The organism is Oerskovia enterophila (assembly GCF_001692445.1).
GTDB classification, from domain to species: domain Bacteria; phylum Actinomycetota; class Actinomycetes; order Actinomycetales; family Cellulomonadaceae; genus Oerskovia; species Oerskovia enterophila.
Map to the genome: position 1 here is coordinate 26,851 of NZ_MAQA01000035.1, position 17,134 is coordinate 43,984.

Consider the following 17,134-nt stretch of genomic DNA (forward strand, 5'->3'; position numbering starts at 1 on the left):
AGCCTCGACCGACGTGTGGCGTCGACGACCCTTCGGCCGGGACGTCGGCACCATGGCCGAGGCTCGTCAGCACGTCTGGCACTTCCGCGTCGACGACGAGGAGGTGCCGGCTCCCGGCACCGGAACCCGGTGCTCCGGCTGGTGCCGGGAGCCACCTACCGTACGACCAGCACCACCCGCAGGACCAGCACCACCGCGCGGCCCGCCGGGCCGCGCAGCCCGACGCACGACCCCTTTCTTTCACGACGAGGTGATGAGCGACATGACTCAGCAGGCGAACCGGAGCTCCGGTCCCGACCGGACGCGTACCCCACGCCCCCGCCCCTTCTCGCACGCGCTGCGTGCGGTCCTGGCAGGGGCCGTCCTGCTGCTCGCCTCGGTGCTCGGCGCAGCCCCCGCGAGCGCCCACGGCGGGGAGATCATCCTGTCGATCGGCGGCGACGGTGCCGGCGGGGTGTCGGTCAACGTGACGTACAAGACCGACGGGCACCCCGTCGAGGAGATCGTCGACGTCATGGTCACCGCGGTCTCCGCGGAGGGCACCGAGGTCGGCCCGATCCAGCTCTCCTCGGCCTCCGAGGGCGTCGGCTGGTACACGTCCGCCCCGGACGTCCTGGGCGAGGGCAACTGGACCGTGACCGCGACGACCACGACGCCCGTGGCGACGACCGCGACGACGCAGATCGACGTGGTCCCCCCGGCGGCCCCGCCCGCTCCCGCGGAGGACGCCGGTCCGGAGGCGGACGCCGCCGGCCAGGGCGACGAGGCCTCGGCGACGAGCGAGGACGACGGGACCGGTGTCCCGACGACCGCGATCGTCGTCGGTGCGGTCGTGCTGCTCGCCGCCGCCGGAGCCGTGCTGGTGCTCCGCCGTCGGGCCACGGCTGCCGAGCGCCCCTGAACCCAGGCGCGGCGGTGACCACCGAGCACGCCGCGCCACAGCCCACCACAGCGCACCCGGGTGCACGCCGCACCAGGGCGCACCCGCAGCACGACGGAACGAAGGAGACACCGACATGGCACGACCGATCACCCTCTTCACCGGCCAGTGGGCCGACCTGCCCTTCGAGGAGGTCGTACGCCTCGCGTCCGGCTGGGGCTACGACGGTCTGGAGATCGCCTGCTGGGGCGACCACCTGGACCCCTGGCGCTGGGACGACGACGAGTACGTCGCGGGCAAGCTCGCGCTGCTCGAGGCGCACGGGCTCAAGGTCTACGCCATCTCGAACCACCTCAAGGGACAGGCGGTGTGCGACGACCCGATCGACCAGCGTCACCGCGACATCCTCTCGGACCGGGTGTGGGGCGACGGCGACCCCGAGGGCGTGCGTCAGCGCGCGGCCGAGGAGATGAAGAACACGGCGCGTCTCGCGGCGAAGCTGGGCGTCAAGACGGTCGTCGGCTTCACGGGGTCTTCGATCTGGAAGTACGTGGCGATGTTCCCGCCGGCGTCGCAGGCCATGATCGACGCGGGCTACCAGGACTTCGCGGACCGCTGGAACCCGATCCTCGACGTGTTCGACGAGGTCGGGGTCCGCTTCGCGCACGAGGTCCACCCGAGCGAGATCGCGTACGACTACTGGACGACGGTCCGCACGCTCGAGGCGATCGGCCACCGCGAGGCCTTCGGCCTGAACTGGGACCCGAGCCACATGGTCTGGCAGGACCTGGACCCGGTCGGGTTCCTCTGGGACTTCCAGGACCGGATCTACCACGTGGACTGCAAGGACACCAAGAAGCGCATGCACAACGGCCGCAACGGCCGTCTGGGCTCCCACCTGGCCTGGGCCGACCCGCGTCGTGGGTGGGACTTCATCTCGACGGGCCACGGGGACGTCCCGTGGGAGGACAGCTTCCGGATGCTCAACAGCATCGGGTACGACGGTCCGATCTCGGTCGAGTGGGAGGACGCGGGCATGGACCGCCTCGTGGGCGCGCCCGAGGCCCTGGCGTTCGTCAAGCAGTACGCGTTCGAGGCTCCCGACGCTGCGTTCGACGCGGCGTTCTCGACCAAGGAGTAGGCGGGAGCAGGCAGGAGCAGGCAGCACGCGAGCACCGGAAGGGCGTCCTCCCCACCAGGGAGGGCGCCCTTCCGGCGTGCCCGGGACGAGGCCCGGCAACCGGGCAGGGCAGGTCCGAGCACGCTGTGCGTCACGGTTCCACCGCACGACAGTAGGCCTCGGCAATTGTTTAACCGATGGAGTTACCTAACGGTGACATCTAACATTCGGCTTTTGCTTGACGCTCGACATAAGTCGCCCTACGGTATGGGACATGCGAGCCGAAGAAGTCGCGCGGGACCACGGGGCTGTCAGCGCCCCCACCACCAGGACGGAGCCGTCCTCCCTGAACGGCCGTGCCGTCGTGGACGCCGCGACCACCCCAGTTCTTGTCCACCCCGCGAGCGACCTGCTCCCGAGCCGACTGCCCGCCGCGGGCTACCGCGCAGGGATCATCGGGACCGGGTTCATCGGCGAGGTCCACGCCCGCGCGATCCGCACGGCCGGGGGAGACCTCGTCTCGGTCGCCGGCATCGACGCACCGGGGGCGCGAGAGGCCGCCGCCGACCTCGGGGCGCTGGGGTACGCGGCCACGTCGCAGGAGCTCATCGACGACCCGGACATCGACGTGGTGCACATCTGCACCCCCAACTTCCTGCACGTCCCGCTCGCCACGGCAGCGCTGGCCGCGGGCAAGCACGTGGTGTGCGAGAAGCCCCTCGCGATGGACCTCGAGGGCGCGGTAGCGCTCGCCGGTCTCGCCGAGGAGGCCGCAGCCGCGGACGGCCGCGTCGCCGTCGTGCCCTTCGCCTACCGCTTCCACCCCATGGTCCGCGAGGCTCGCGCCCGGGTCCGCAGCGGCGCGGTCGGCACCATCAGCCTCGTGCACGGCTCCTACCTCCAGGACTGGCTCCTACGGGCCAGCGACGACAACTGGCGCGTCGACCCCGCGCTCGGCGGCGCGAGCCGCGCGTTCGGGGACATCGGCTCGCACTTCTGCGACCTCCTCGAGTTCACGACGGGCCAGCGCATCGTGCGGCTCGTCGCGCAGACCGCGACGATCAACGCCGAGCGCACGGGCGCCGACGGGCGCCCCGCCGCGGTCCGCACCGAGGACGCCGTGACCCTGCAGTACGAGACCGACGGCGGGGCGCTCGGCTCGGCGGTCATCAGCCAGGTCTCGGCCGGCCGCAAGAACCGGCTCTTCCTCGAGATCTCGGGCTCCGAGTCGACGCTCGCGTTCGACCAGGAGGGTCCCGAGACCCTCTGGGAGGGGCGCCGGGACACGAGCCGCCTGCTCATCCGCAACCCCGAGGCCCTCTCGCCCGAGGCTGCCCGCTACTCCCGGCTCCCCGCGGGACACCCGCAGGGTTACCAGGACTGCTTCAACGCCCTCGTCGGCGACACCGCGGCGGCCATCAACGGGCAGACGCCCGACGGGCTGCCCACGTTCGCCGACGGGCTCCGGGCCGCGCACCTCGCCGAGGCCGTCGCCCGATCCGCACGCACCGGCACCTGGGTGGAGGTAGGAGCATGACCGCATCGACGGCAGCGGGAGGCGCGAGCGCCACGGGCGCGCCCATCCTGCAGCTGCGGGGCATCGGCAAGGTCTTCTTCGGCAACTCGGTCCTGCGCGGCATCGACCTCGACGTGCGGCCCGGTGAGGTCCACGCGCTCGTCGGGGAGAACGGCGCCGGCAAGTCCACGCTCATGAAGATCATCGCCGGGGTCCACAAGCCCGACTCGGGCACCATGGAGCTCGACGGGAAGCCCGTCGCGTTCGCCTCGCCGCTCGCGGCCCAGGCCGCCGGCGTCTCGACCGTCTTCCAGGAGTTCAACCTCCTGCCCGAGCGCACGGTCGCCGAGAACGTCTACCTCGGCCGGGAGCCCCGCCGGCTCGGGATCGTCGACGCCGGGCGCATGGCCCGCGACACCGACGCCCTGCTCGCGGACCTCGGCCTGCACGGCCTCGCGTCCTGGATGCGGGTCGGCTCGCTGTCCGTGGCCGAGCAGCAGATCGTGGAGATCGTCAAGGCCGTCTCCTGCGACGCGCGCATCATCTCGATGGACGAGCCCACGGCCGCGCTCGCCGACCAGGAGGTCGAGCTCCTCTACGCGCTCGTCGAGCAGCTGAGGGCGCGTGGCGTCGCGATCCTCTACGTCTCGCACCGGCTCAAGGAGATCTTCGACCTCTGCGACACCATCACGGTGCTCAAGGACGGCGACTTCGTGCTGACGACCGCGACGGCCGACATCACCCCGGACCGCCTGGTGCGGACCATGGTCGGGCGCGAGTTCGCGGGCTACTACCCGGACAAGGACCCCGGCACGGTGCCCGGCGCGGTCAAGCTCGCGCTCGAGGGTGCGGGCAACACCCAGGTCGACGGGATCGACCTCGAGGTCCGTGCGGGCGAGATCGTCGCGCTCGCGGGCCTCCAGGGCAGCGGCCGCACCGAGATCGCGCACGGCGTGTTCGGCGTCGCCCCCTTCACGCGCGGCACGATCCTGCTCGACGGCAAGCCCGTCACGGTCTCCTCGGCCCGCGAGGCGGTCCGCAAGGGCCTGGCGCTCGTGACCGAGGACCGCAAGGCCGAGGGGCTCGCGCTCGAGCAGTCGATCTCCGCGAACGCACGGCTCGTGCTCGACTCCGTGACCCCGGGGTCCTCCGACCGCCGCGCCAAGGCGATCCCCGGCATCCTCTCGTCGCTCGACCTGGTCTCGCGCTCCAAGGACGCCGAGGTGCAGTACCTCTCGGGTGGCAACCAGCAGAAGGTCGTCCTCGCCAAGTGGCTCGTGACCGACCCCTCGGTGATCGTGCTCGACGAGCCCACGCGAGGGATCGACGTCGGCGCCAAGCGTGCGGTCTACGACCTCATGCGGACCCTCACGGCTCGCGGGGTCGCGATCCTGCTCATCTCCTCGGAGCTCCCCGAGGTCGTCGCCATGGCCGACCGCATCCTCGTGATGCGCGACGGCCGCCTGGCCGGGGAGCTTCCCGCGGGCAGCGACGAGGAGACCATCATGGCGATGGCCACCGGGGCGGGGGACACCTCGGAGCACGTCGAGGTCGACCTCTCCGCCCTCGACGTACCCGTGGGCAACGCAGCCCGCGCACCCCAGTCCGTGCTGCCCGGCGGCGAGCCAGCCTCCCCCCGGCACGCGCAGCGCGACACCACCCAGGAGGACCAATGAGCACCGCGGTGAGCACCGCCTCGCCCTCGACGGGGAGCGCGAAGTCGACCTCCGGCCCGCGCCGGCGCCGGCTCGGCTCGACGGGGATCGTCTACCTCGCCCTCGTCGGGATCCTCGTGATCTCGGCAGGACTGGTCGCGGCCCAGGGCGGCAACTTCTTCAGCCAGGGCAACCTGTTCTACCTGCTGTCGCAGACGAGCCTGCTGGGCTTCGTCGCGATCGGGCAGACGTTCGTGATCCTCTGCAAGTCGCTCGACCTGTCGGTCGGCTACGTCGTGGCCTGGTCGTCGCTCGTCGCCGCCACGACCATGGCCGGTGACCCGTCGCGCATCTGGCTCGGCGTGGTCGCGGCCCTCGCGGTCGCCGCGGGAGTCGGCCTGGTCAACGGCCTGGTGATCTCCAAGCTCCGCGTGAACTCGTTCATCGCGACGCTCGGCGTCGGCCTCATCATCAAGGGCTACCTCGACACCCAGTACAAGGGCCCGTCGGGCGAGATCCCCAAGGCGTTCCAGTCCTTCGGCTACACGCGCATCGGCCCGGTGCCGATCTCGGTCATCGTGCTCGCGGTCGTCATGGTGCTCGGTGTGGTCCTGCTGACCCGCACCCGCCCCGGCTATCACATGTTCGCGGTCGGCGGGAACATCGACGTCGCCCGGCTCTCGGGCATCCGCACCGACCGGTCGATCATCCTGGCCCACGTCCTGTGCTCGCTGTGCGCGGGCGTCGCCGGTCTCCTCATCGCGGCTCGCTTCGGCACGGGCAACGCGCTGGTCTACACCTACGGCTACGACCTCAACTCGATCGCGGCCGTCGTGCTCGGCGGGACCCTGCTCATGGGTGGGCGCGGCTCGATCATGGGCACGATCGCGGGTGTCCTGATCCTCGCCTCGCTCGACACGGTGTTCAACGTCCTCGACGTCAGCCCGTTCTTCAAGGACGTCCTGCGCGGCGCGATCATCATCGCCGCGGTCGCGATGTACGCCCGTCGTCAGATCGACCCCGCGAGCAGCAGGGCGAGGTTCCGGGCACTGGCCCAGTCCGTCCGTCCTGGCGGCGCGCGGGGCGGGCAGGCCCCTCCGGGCTCCACGTCCACGTCCGCCCCGTCCACGTCCACCTCGTCCGGCAAGGAGGCCACCCGATGAGCGCGAGCACGTCCGCGACCACGCCGAGCGGCACCGGCGCGTCCGGCGCACCGCAGCCGGGGTCTTCGCCCAGCGGCTTCTCCCGCCTGGTGCAGCGCGCCACGTCGGGCAGCTCCTGGACCGTCTACGCCCTGCTGATCGTCGTCTTCGTCGCGATCCTCGTGATGAACCCGTCGTTCGGCGAGCCCATGTCGCTCATGGCCTTCCTCAAGAAGGCGGCGCCGCTGATCGTCCTGGCGATCGGCCAGTACTTCGTGATCGTCTCCGGGGAGTTCGACCTCTCGGTGGGCTCGCTCGTGGGGGCGCAGGTCGTCATCGCGGCCAAGCTCATCGACGGCGAGGAGTCCATGACCTGGCCCGTGATCGGGTTGATGGTCCTCTTCGGCCTGGGGATCGGGCTGATCAACGGTCTGATCGTCACGTTGCTCAAGGTCCCGTCGTTCATCACGACGCTCGGCATGATGCTCGTCCTCTACGGGGCGATCCGCCTCTGGACCGGTGGGGCACCCACGGGCTCCCTGACCGAGGGCTTCCGCCAGTGGGGGCGCGGCGGGTTCCCGGACACGCCCGGTCAGTTCCAGGTGCCGTACGCGGTGCTCATCACGCTCGTCCTCGGCGTCGTCGCCGTGATCGTCATGCGTCGCCCGTACGGTCGCACGCTGGTCGCGACCGGCGACAACGACGTGGCGGCCTCCTACTCGGGCGCCTCGGTCTGGTGGGTGCGCACGCGTGCCTTCCTGTTCTCGGGCTTCATGGCCACGGTCGCGGGCATCCTCATCGGCGGCTACGCCGGTGTGACGGCCCAGGTCGGCGAGGGGCTCGAGTTCATGGCGATCACGGCGGTCGTCCTGGGCGGCGTGGTGCTGGGTGGCGGCCGTGGGTCGGTCGTCGCGGCCATGGCCGGCGCGCTGACCCTCGAGGCGCTGTTCACGCTCTTCAACCAGCTCAGCCTGCCGTCGACGATCCGCCCCGCGGTCCAGGGCGTGATCATCATCGCGGCCGTGGCCTATGCCGCGATGCCGCGCAAGTCCAAGGCAGCGTCTCCGAGCGCCCCGACCACCCCGGCAGGGGTCCCCGAACCCACCGTCCCCAAGGAGCCCCAGCCAGCAGCGCCCTAGTCCTCCGGTCACCCCCCGGAACGCCACACAGATCCGTCCCCGACAGGCCGTCGCACCCGCTGCGACGGCAGGACAAAGAAGTCTCTCGATCATCAGGAGAAGGAACATGCGACGCTCTCGAGTTCTCATGGCAGGGGCCGCGACCGCGGCACTGCTGTTCACCGCTGCGTGCACCACCGACGCGCCCGCCGACACCCCGGACGCGGGTGCCGCGGCCACCGAGGAGTCCACGGAGGAGTCCAACGAGTCCGGTGCGAACAGCCAGTGGTTCGTGCAGGCCGACTACGAGCGCCAGCTCGCGCAGCGCTCGGCGGTCCCCGAGGGCCCGGCCGACCAGCCGTGGCTGCAGGCGATCGACCCCGAGTTCGTGGACACCGCGCAGTACGCGAAGGAGGGGGGCAAGAAGCTCTGCTTCTCCAACGCCTCGGTCTCCAACCCGTGGCGTGTCACGGGGTTCATCACGATGCAGCAGCAGGTCGAGGTCCTCAAGGCCTCGGGCGAGATCTCGGAGTTCCGCGTCTCGGACGCGGCCGACGACGACAACAAGCAGATCTCCGACATCCAGGCGTTCGTCGAGGCCGGTGACTGCGACGCGATCATCATCTCGCCCTCGACCACCGCGACCCTGACCCCGGCGGTCGAGGCGGCGTGCGAGAGCGGCAAGCCCGTGATCGTGTTCGACCGCGGCGTGAACTCCGACTGCATGGTCACCTACATCCACCCGATCGGTGGCTACGCCTACGGCGCCGACGGCGCCGAGTTCCTCGTCGAGAACCTCGAGCCCGGCTCGAAGGTCCTCGCGCTGCGCATCCTCCCCGGTGTCGACGTGCTCGAGAACCGTTGGGCCGCCGCGGACAAGATCTTCTCCGACAGCGAGATCGAGGTCGTGGGCCAGGAGTTCACCGGTGGTGACGGCGCCAAGATCAAGGACATCGTGACGCAGTACCTGCAGCGCGGTGACGTGGACGGCATCTGGATGGACGCCGGTGACGGCGCCGTCGCGGCGGTCGAGGCGTTCGAGGACGCCGGCAAGCCCTACCCCGTGTTCATGGGCGAGGACGAGCTGAGCTTCATGCGCAAGTGGCAGGAGACGGACATGACCGCCCTGGGTGCGGTGTACTCCAACTTCCAGTGGCGCACCCCGATCCTCGCAGCCCAGAAGATCTGGAACGGCGAGCAGGTCCCGGCCGAGTGGGTCCTGCCGCAGTCGCCCATCACGGGCGAGGACCTGGACGCCTACCTCGAGGCCAACAAGGACATGCCGTCGCTGCACTACGCCAAGTTCGGTGGCGAGGACCTGCCCGGCTACCCCGAGGCCTGGACCGACCGCTGACCCCAGCGACGGCCCGACCGCACCACGGGTAGCCCGCGGCTCGGCCCCTCGACCAGCTCGAGGGGCCGGCACGGCCCACCCGAGCACGACCCGCACGTCCCACCCACGGTGCCCGACGACGCAGCCCGCCCTCCGCGCGAGGGCGAGCTCCGGCGTCGGGCACCCGGGTGACGCACCCACCGACGAAAGAGAGCAACGTGGCTCGCACGCGCCCCCTCGGGGTCAACACCTGGGTGTGGACCTCACCCCTGACCGACGGCTCCCTCCGCGAGATCGCACCGCGCGTCGCCGGGTGGGGATTCGACGTCCTCGAGCTGCCCGTCGAGGACGTGACCGACTGGAACCCGCAGCAGGCCGCGCGAGTCCTCGCGGACAACGGCCTCGGGGCGTCGGTGTCCCTCGTCATGGGCCCCGGCCGCGAGCTCGTCGCGGCCGACGCCGGCACGGTCCGCCGGACCCAGGACTACCTGCGCCAGGTGATCGACATGGCGGCCACCGTGGGCTCGGGCGTGATCGGCGGACCCGCGTACGCGTCCGTCGGGCGCACCTGGCGGCTGACCCCCGCCCAGCGCGAGGCGGCCAACGCCGGGCTGGTCGAGCACCTCGCCCCCGTCGTCGACCACGCGATGGCCGCGGGCGTACGGATCGGCCTCGAGCCGCTCAACCGCTACGAGACGAGCCTCGTCAACACGGTCGACCAGGGGCTCGCGGTCGTCGCGCCGCTGCCGTCGGCCGGGATCGGGCTGATGCTCGACATCTACCACATGAACATCGAGGAGACGGACCTGGCGGCCGCAGTGACGCGCGCCGGGGACCGGATCGCGCACGTGCAGGTCTGCGGCAACGACCGCGGGGCCCCCGGCAGCGACCACCTCGACTGGCACGCGTTCCTCGGCGCGCTCGACGCCACGGGCTACGACGGCTCCCTGTGCATCGAGTCGTTCACCGCCGACAACGCGACCATCGCGACGGCCGCCTCGATCTGGCGTCCGCTCGCCCCCACCCAGGACGCCATCGCTGTCGATGGCCTGGACTTCCTGAAGGGACTGATGCGCGGCTGATCGATCGGTAGGAACACCGACGGCGCCGGCACGCCGTGGGACGACGTATCTCTTCACAGCACGTGCGCCCCGTTCACCGACGAACAGGGCACGCAAACCACGTGCCGACTGCCCTGGAGGCAAGACACATGAAGGCTGCGCGACTTCCCCTGCGGGGAAGAGCCGTCGCGGCGCTGACCATCGGAGCACTGGCGTTCACCCTCGCGCCCGTGACCATGGCAGCTGCCCACGACGGACCACACGAACCCGGTGACGACCGCAAGGTCCTCATCTTCACCAAGACGACCCAGTTCCGGCACTCCGAGGCGATCACGCAGGGCACCCCGGTGCTCGAGGCCGCGTTCGCCGACGTCGGCATCGCGTCCGACCACACCGAGGACTCCTCGGTGTTCACCGACGCGGGCCTGGCGGAGTACGACGCGCTGGTGATGTTCCAGACGTCGGGCGACCCGTGGAACGCCGACCAGAAGGCCGCGCTCGAGCGCTACCAGCAGGCCGGCGGCGGCATCGTCGCGATCCACAACGCGACCGACATGCGCGGGAACTACGGCTGGTGGGACGACATGATCGGGGCGCTCATGCCCGGTCACGCGGCCACGGGCAACAGCCCCGGCCTGCCCGGCACGGTCCGCGTCGAGGACCGCGTCCACCCCTCGACCAGCCACCTCGACCAGCGCTGGAACCGCGCGGACGAGTGGTACAACTACTCGGCCAACGTCCGCGGCAGCGCGCACGTGCTCGCCACGATGGACGAGTCGACCTACGACGCCGGCGGCAACAAGATGGGCGCCGACCACCCGATCTCGTGGTGCAAGCCCTACGACGGCGGCCGCGCCTGGATGACCGGCATGGGCCACTTCGGTGCGCACTTCACCGGTGAGCCGGACCTGGTCCAGCACATCGTGGGCGGCGTCCAGTGGGCGTCCGGCCAGGTCGCGGGCGACTGCGGCGGCACCGACTGGGGCCAGTTCGAGAAGGTCGCGCTCGACACGAACACGAGCGCACCGTTCGGCATGGACGTCGCTCCCGACGGCCGCGTGTTCTTCACCGAGCTCGTGCGCGGTCAGATCCGCGTCTACGACCCGCGCACCCAGAACACCTCGACCGCGATCACCATCCCCGTGTACTCCGGTGGTGAGGACGGCCTGCTGGGCATCGCGCTCGACAAGGACTTCGCGACCAACGGGTACCTGTACCAGTACTACTCGCCGGCCAGCGCCAACGACTCCGACCCGGCGAACTTCTTCAACCGGATCTCGCGCTTCACCGTGACCGACGGCGGTCCCGGTGGCACCGTGATCGACCCGGCGTCGGAGAAGGTCCTCATCGAGGTCCCGGCCGGGCGTCTGCCCGACGAGCCGGGCCACACCGGTGGCAGCCTGATCTTCGACGACCGCACCGGTGACCTGTACATCGGCGTGGGCGACGACGTGAACCCGCACTCCGAGCCCTCGGGCGGCTACGCGCCGATCTCCGAGCGCCCGGGGCAGCAGCACGACGCCCGCGCGACGTCGGCCAACACCAACGACCTGCGCGGCAAGGTGCTCCGCATCCACCCCGAGGCCGACGGCACGTACACGATCCCCGAGGGCAACCTGTTCGCCCCGGGCACCGAGAAGACGCTGCCCGAGATCTACGCCATGGGCTTCCGCAACCCGTTCCGGTTCACGATCGACCCCGCCACGGGCAACCTCGGCGTGGCCGACTACTCGCCCGACAACGGTTCCGACAACCTCGCGAACCGCGGCCCTGCGGGCATCGCCGAGTGGAACTACATCCAGGAGCCGGGCTTCTTCGGCTGGCCCCTGTGCATGGGCAAGAACGAGCCCTTCCGCGACGTCGACTACCGCACCAACCCGGTCACGGTCGGCGCCTTCTTCGACTGCGCCAACCCGGTCAACGACTCGATCCTCAACACGGGTCTGACGCAGCTCCCGCCGGCCCAGCCCGCGGACATGTACTACGGCTACCAGCGCACCTCGGCCCCCGGCGTCATCAACGCCGGTGGCGGTCTCGCACCCATGGGTGGTCCGTTCTACAGCTACGACGCCGACCTCGTGTCGGACACCAAGTTCCCGGAGTACTACGACGGCAAGCCCTTCTTCTACGAGTGGGCACGCAACAAGATGTACTCGATCGACCTCAAGGACGCGACGCCCAAGGGTGCCGCGGTCGAGAAGGTCAACCCCTTCCTGTCGAACGAGCAGTTCCTCGCTCCGATCGACTCGACGTTCGGCCCCGAGGGTGCGCTCTACGTGCTCGACTGGGGCGGCGGCTTCGGCCGTGACAACCCGAACTCGGGCCTGCACCGCATCGACTACATCTCCGGTTCGCGCTCCCCGGTCGCCAAGCCGGCCGCCACGCCGGACTCGGGCACGGCTCCGCTGACCGTCACGTTCGACGGCTCGGCGAGCACCGACCCCGAGAACGAGGCGCTCACGTACGCGTGGGACTTCGACGGTGACGGCACGACGGACTCGACCGAGGCCAAGCCGACCCACACCTACACCGAGAACGGCGTGTTCGACGCCCGTCTAACGGTCAAGGACCCCTCGGGCAAGGTCGGCACCGCCACGGCGCCGATCACGGTGGGCAACACGCGCCCCGAGGTCGACTTCAACCTCCCGCCGACCGGGTCGTTCTTCGACTTCGGCGACCGGATCGACTGGGACGTCTCGGTCACCGACGCCGAGGACACCTCGATCGTCGACGAGAACGTCATCATCCAGCCGGCGCTGGGCCACGACGCTCACGCGCACCCGTCCGAGCCGCTCTACGGAACGACGGGCTCGGTCGAGACCGGCCTCGGTGGCGGGCACGGCGAGGACATGAACGTCTTCTACGTGCTCGACGCCCGCTACACCGACGGTGGCGGCGAGGGCGGCGTGCCCGCGCTCACCGGCTCCGACACGACCCTCGTGTTCGGCAAGAAGCGTGAGGCCGAGTTCCAGACGGCGTCGCAGGGCACGACCCAGCTCCCGAGCCGTGACGTCGAGGGCGGCGGGTCCGTCATCACGGGCAAGGACGGGGCATGGTCCTCGTACGACCCGTTCAACCTCCACCAGATCAGCGCGCTGTCGCTGCGTGTCTCGGCAGCCCAGGCGGGCACCGTCGAGCTGCGTCGTGACGCTCCCGACGGCGAGCTCCTCGCCACGGCCTCCGTCCCGGAGACCGGCCTGGGGACGTTCACCGACGTGCGTGTCGACGTCGCCGACCCGGGGGAGAGCTTCACCCTGTACGTCGTGTTCCCCGGTGCGGGCGAGCGTCGCCTGAACTTCATCGAGGCGCACGGCAAGGGCATCTCGGCCACGACCCGTCCCGAGGTCGTCGTGACTGCTCCTGAGGCGGGCGTCCAGCTCGAGCAGGGCGAGATCACGGTCTCGGCGGACGCGACGGATGCCGAGAACACGGTCACGCAGGTCGAGTTCTTCGTCAACGGCCAGTCGATCGGCACGGACACGTCCGCGCCGTACTCCACGACCTGGACCGTCTCCGCGGACAACTACTACAAGCTGACCGCGGTCGCCACCAACGACAAGGGCCTCACCACGAAGTCCCGCATCGTCATGGCGCAGGTCGGCGACCTGTTCGCCGGCATGAAGACCTTCACCAACGCGAACGGCACGTTCGAGCAGCTCTCCGAGGGCAAGTACCTCGTGAGCTCCGCGGGTGCCAACATGTGGCAGGGCACCGACGAGTACTCGGCCATCTACAAGGAGGCCGGTGCGGACGAGAAGTGGTCCGCGACGGTCAAGGTCAACAGCCAGGGCAACACCAACGGGTCCGCCAAGGCGGGTCTCATCGTCCGCAACGACGTGACGCAGCCTGGCAAGTCACCGGGCTACGCGGCCCTGGGCATCCGTCCGAACGGCGGCTTCGAGTGGCTGCGCGGCAACGCCGCGGGGCAGCTCGTGACGTCGTCGGCAGCGAGCTCGTCGAGCTACCCCGCGTGGATGCGGATCGAGCGCGACGGCGACCTGTACACGGCGTCGTGGAGCAAGGACGGCGAGAACTTCACCCAGATCGGTGACCCGGTGTCCCTGCCGGGTGCCGAGGCGGTCCAGGACATCGGCATGTTCGTGACGGCGCACAGCTCCGCCACGAGCGCGGTCGAGTTCCAGGACTTCTCGTTCGACGACGACCCGGTCGACCCGACCGAGCCTGGTACCGGCACCCCGCCGCAGTGCGCGGCGCAGAAGTCGGACGAGTTCGACGCCGCGTCGATCAACACCGGTCGCTGGACCGTGGTGCGCACCGCACCCGGGAAGTCGCTCACGGTCGCGGACGGCAAGGCGGTCCTGCCCGTCGTCCAGGGTGACATCGACGGTGCCGTCCCGGGCCCGATCAGCTACCTGGGTCAGCCGGCACCTGCCGGGGCGTGGGAGATCCAGACCAAGGTCGAGGTCCCGCTCGCACGGCACTGGCAGCACGCGGGTCTCCTCGTGCACGTGAACGACAACGAGTACACCAAGTTCGCGTTCACGAAGAACCAGAGCGGGGCTCGTTTCCTCGAGTTCCAGACCGAGACCGGTGGGAACCGGACGTGGCACGGCCAGACGGACGTCGCGGCGAACTTCCCGTCGTCGGTCTACCTCAAGCTGACCTCGACGGGCACGGCCATCACGGCCGCGTACTCGGCGGACGGTCAGACGTGGACCGCGATCGCGGGCTCTGCCCCGGTCAAGGCGAACGCGACCTTCGGCATGGTTGCCGCAGGCGACACGGGCACGGCCGACTCGGTCGCGCTGTTCGACTGGTTCAAGGTCACGCCGGACTCGACGGACGACGGCACGCGTGAGCCGTCCGACGAGTTCGAGGGCACCGCCCTCGACGGCTGCCGCTGGAACAACGTGGTCCGCTACGACGCCTCGAAGGTCGAGGTCGCCGGCGGCGAGCTGCGCATCACCACCCAGCCGGGTGACATCAACAACAACAACCCGGTCAGCCCGCGCAACTTCGTGCTCCAGGCGGCCCCCGAGGGCGACTGGGTCGCGGAGACCCGCTTCAAGGCTCCGCTGCTGCACCGGTGGCAGTACGCGGGTCTGATGGCGTATGGCGACGACGACAACTACGTCAAGCTCGACGTGGTCGCCAAGAACCAGCCGGGTACCGCCCTGAACCTGGGTGCGGAGCTCGCGTCGGAGAAGAACGCGGCCTCGAGCGGCGGCAACCGCCAGCTCGAGATCGCCGACACGACCGAGTCCGGCTACTGGTACCTGCGCATGGAGAAGGTGGGCAACACCTACCAGGGCTGGGTCAGCGACGGCGGGGTCAACTGGACGTCCCTCGGGGCGCCCGTCACGAACGACGCCGCGCTGACGTCCTTCGGTCTCGTGGCCATCGGCCCCGAGCAGGAGGTCCCGGTCACGGTGGCGTTCGACTGGTTCCACGTCACCACGGGTGACGAGGACACGCAGGCGCCGGTCGTGACCGTCGCCCAGGACCCGGCAGCCGGCGCGTCCGGCTGGAACACCGGGGCCGTGACGGTCTCCGCGACGGCCACCGACGACGTCTCCCAGACGCCGTCGATCGAGGTCAAGGTCGCCGACGGCGACTGGGCCCCGTACACGGCCGGCGTGGCGCTCACGACGGACGGGGAGCACACGCTCGCCTTCCGGGCGTCCGACGAGGCGGGCAACGTCTCCGAGGAGGTCGCTCACGTGGTCAAGATCGACACCACGGTGCCGACGGCCACGGCCGAGCTCGCCGAGCGCACGGTGACCCTCGCGGGTGCCGACGCCGGTTCGGGCGTCGAGCGGGTCGAGTACCGCCTCGCCGACACGGCCGAGGGCGAGTGGCTCACGTACGGCGAGCCGGTCGTGGTCGGGGACGGGGCCGTCGAGGTCTCGTACCGCGCGGTCGACGTCGCCGGGAACGTGAGCGAGCCGCTCACCCTCTCGGTGCCCGCAGTCGAGGGCGGGGTCTCGGCCGAGGTCGTGGCCAAGACCCAGTGCACCGCGGGCAAGGTGCTCGTCAACGTGCGGGTCGTCAACACCGACGACGCGCCCGCGACGATCAAGGTGAGCACGCCGTTCGGGACGAAGACCTTCACGGGTGTCGCTCCGGGCAAGTCCGCGTCGCAGACGTTCAGCTCGCGTCTGGGGGCGATCGAGGCGGGTTCCGTCACGGTCACCACGACGATCGGGGACCGGACGTCGACGTACACGGTCGACTACGCGGCTGCTTCCTGCAGCTGATGCACGAACGGCAGGCGTCGCCCCCTCGGGGGCGGCGCCTGCCGCGCACGTCGTCCCGCCCGTGACGGCCCGACGGCGTACGGCTCTGACAGCGCTTCCCCGCCCGGTCTCCCGGCAGGCCTCTTCCGTACACCCGCATCAACCTCCGTCTTCGTGCCGGGCGCCCGCGCCGGCACGAACCTCCCGCCCCCGACAGACAGGAACCGACCCGTGGCGCAGAAGACCGCAGCACGACGCAGCAAGGCGGACCTCGCAGCCCGGTCGGCGACCGCTCGGGGAGCGGGACCCCGGTCCGGGGACGGTGCCGGCCGTCCCCAGCAGCGGCCACCGGAGCGCGCGAGCGCCCGGTGGCCGTGGAACCTCTCGCGCGCTCGTCTCGCGTGGCTCGTGGTCGCCGCGGTCGCGGTGGTCGCCCTGGTCGTCGTGGCGGTCGTCTGGGCCGTGACGCGAGGGCCCGACGACGGAGCGTCCGGCGCGTACGCCGTCGACCCCGCGCGCGTGGCCGAGCTCGAGGCCGCCGAGGTGGTGCGCGACGCCGAGAACCTGGGCGTCGTGACCGACTTCGCGGTCTCCGCCCAGGAGAGGCTCGTGCCGACCATGCACGAGCTGTCCGTGGCGCTGCCGCTCGACGGCGCGCCCGGGACCCCGGCGACCCCTGAGCAGCTCGCCGCGTGGCGGGACCAGCTCGCGGCCCTGACGGCCGAGGCCGAGGCCCTCCCGACGGGCGCGTCGGGGTACAACGTCACGCGCAACGGGCTGGGCGTCTCGATCGCGCTGCTGGGTGACGCGCTCGACACGCTCGAGCTCGCCGAGGGGTCGGCCGAGCCGGCCCGGGCGCAGCTCCTGGCGCTCGCGGCCGACCTGCGCCTGCGCGCCGCGGACACCTGGAGCATGGCCGCGACCCAGCTCGACGACCTGAGCGTCGCCGCAGACCAGGGGCACGTCCACGTGTTCCTCCCGCTCCACCCGGACGACGCAGGCGACGGCGCCGCGAGCCTGGGGGAGAGCGACCACTAGACCGGTGCCCGCCGGGACCACCTGCGGGTGGGCCGAGTCCCGGCGGGCACCCAGGAGCACCGCGCGCACGAGGA

10 protein-coding genes are annotated in these 17,134 nt (G+C 70.8%); all 10 read left to right on the plus strand.

The genetic code is table 11. The features are described 5' to 3' along the window. Positions 1-253 precede the first annotated feature (253 nt). Positions 254-901, plus strand: coding sequence for a hypothetical protein (locus OERS_RS13930; protein WP_068626318.1), 648 nt, complete (start codon positions 254-256; stop codon positions 899-901). A 115-nt stretch (positions 902-1,016) separates the two neighbouring features. Next, entirely contained in the window at positions 1,017-2,021 is a 1,005-nt protein-coding gene (locus OERS_RS13935; protein ID WP_056646348.1) for a sugar phosphate isomerase/epimerase family protein, read from the plus strand. A 253-nt stretch (positions 2,022-2,274) separates the two neighbouring features. Continuing rightward, on the plus strand, positions 2,275-3,537 hold the full coding sequence (locus OERS_RS13940) for a Gfo/Idh/MocA family protein (protein ID WP_082618455.1): 1,263 nt from the start codon (positions 2,275-2,277) through the stop codon (positions 3,535-3,537). Beyond that, positions 3,534-5,192: a sugar ABC transporter ATP-binding protein gene (locus OERS_RS13945; RefSeq protein ID WP_083201470.1), complete on the plus strand. Its 1,659-nt coding sequence runs from the start codon at positions 3,534-3,536 to the stop codon at positions 5,190-5,192. The genes OERS_RS13940 and OERS_RS13945 overlap by 4 nt, the downstream gene beginning before the upstream one ends. Then, a complete protein-coding gene (locus tag OERS_RS13950) occupies positions 5,189-6,334 on the plus strand; it encodes an ABC transporter permease (protein ID WP_082608495.1) in 1,146 nt (381 codons plus the stop codon). Before OERS_RS13945 ends, OERS_RS13950 begins: the two co-directional genes overlap by 4 nt. Continuing rightward, on the plus strand, positions 6,331-7,452 hold the full coding sequence (locus OERS_RS13955) for an ABC transporter permease (protein ID WP_068626319.1): 1,122 nt from the start codon (positions 6,331-6,333) through the stop codon (positions 7,450-7,452). Before OERS_RS13950 ends, OERS_RS13955 begins: the two co-directional genes overlap by 4 nt. Before the next feature lie 106 nt (positions 7,453-7,558). After that, positions 7,559-8,785, plus strand: a complete 1,227-nt coding sequence (locus tag OERS_RS13960; protein ID WP_068626321.1) for a substrate-binding domain-containing protein — start codon at positions 7,559-7,561, stop codon at positions 8,783-8,785. Positions 8,786-8,982: 197 nt separating this feature from the next. Next, entirely contained in the window at positions 8,983-9,846 is an 864-nt protein-coding gene (locus OERS_RS13965) for a sugar phosphate isomerase/epimerase family protein (RefSeq protein ID WP_068626323.1), read from the plus strand. Between the two features lie 215 nt (positions 9,847-10,061). Continuing rightward, the gene (locus OERS_RS13970; RefSeq protein WP_248948574.1) at positions 10,062-16,043 is read left to right on the plus strand and encodes a ThuA domain-containing protein; all 5,982 of its coding nucleotides are present in this window, start codon (positions 10,062-10,064) and stop codon (positions 16,041-16,043) included. A 210-nt stretch (positions 16,044-16,253) separates the two neighbouring features. Beyond that, complete coding sequence (locus tag OERS_RS13975; RefSeq protein ID WP_068626326.1) at positions 16,254-17,060, plus strand: hypothetical protein; 807 nt, start codon at positions 16,254-16,256, stop codon at positions 17,058-17,060. The last annotated feature ends 74 nt before the right edge of the window (positions 17,061-17,134 follow it).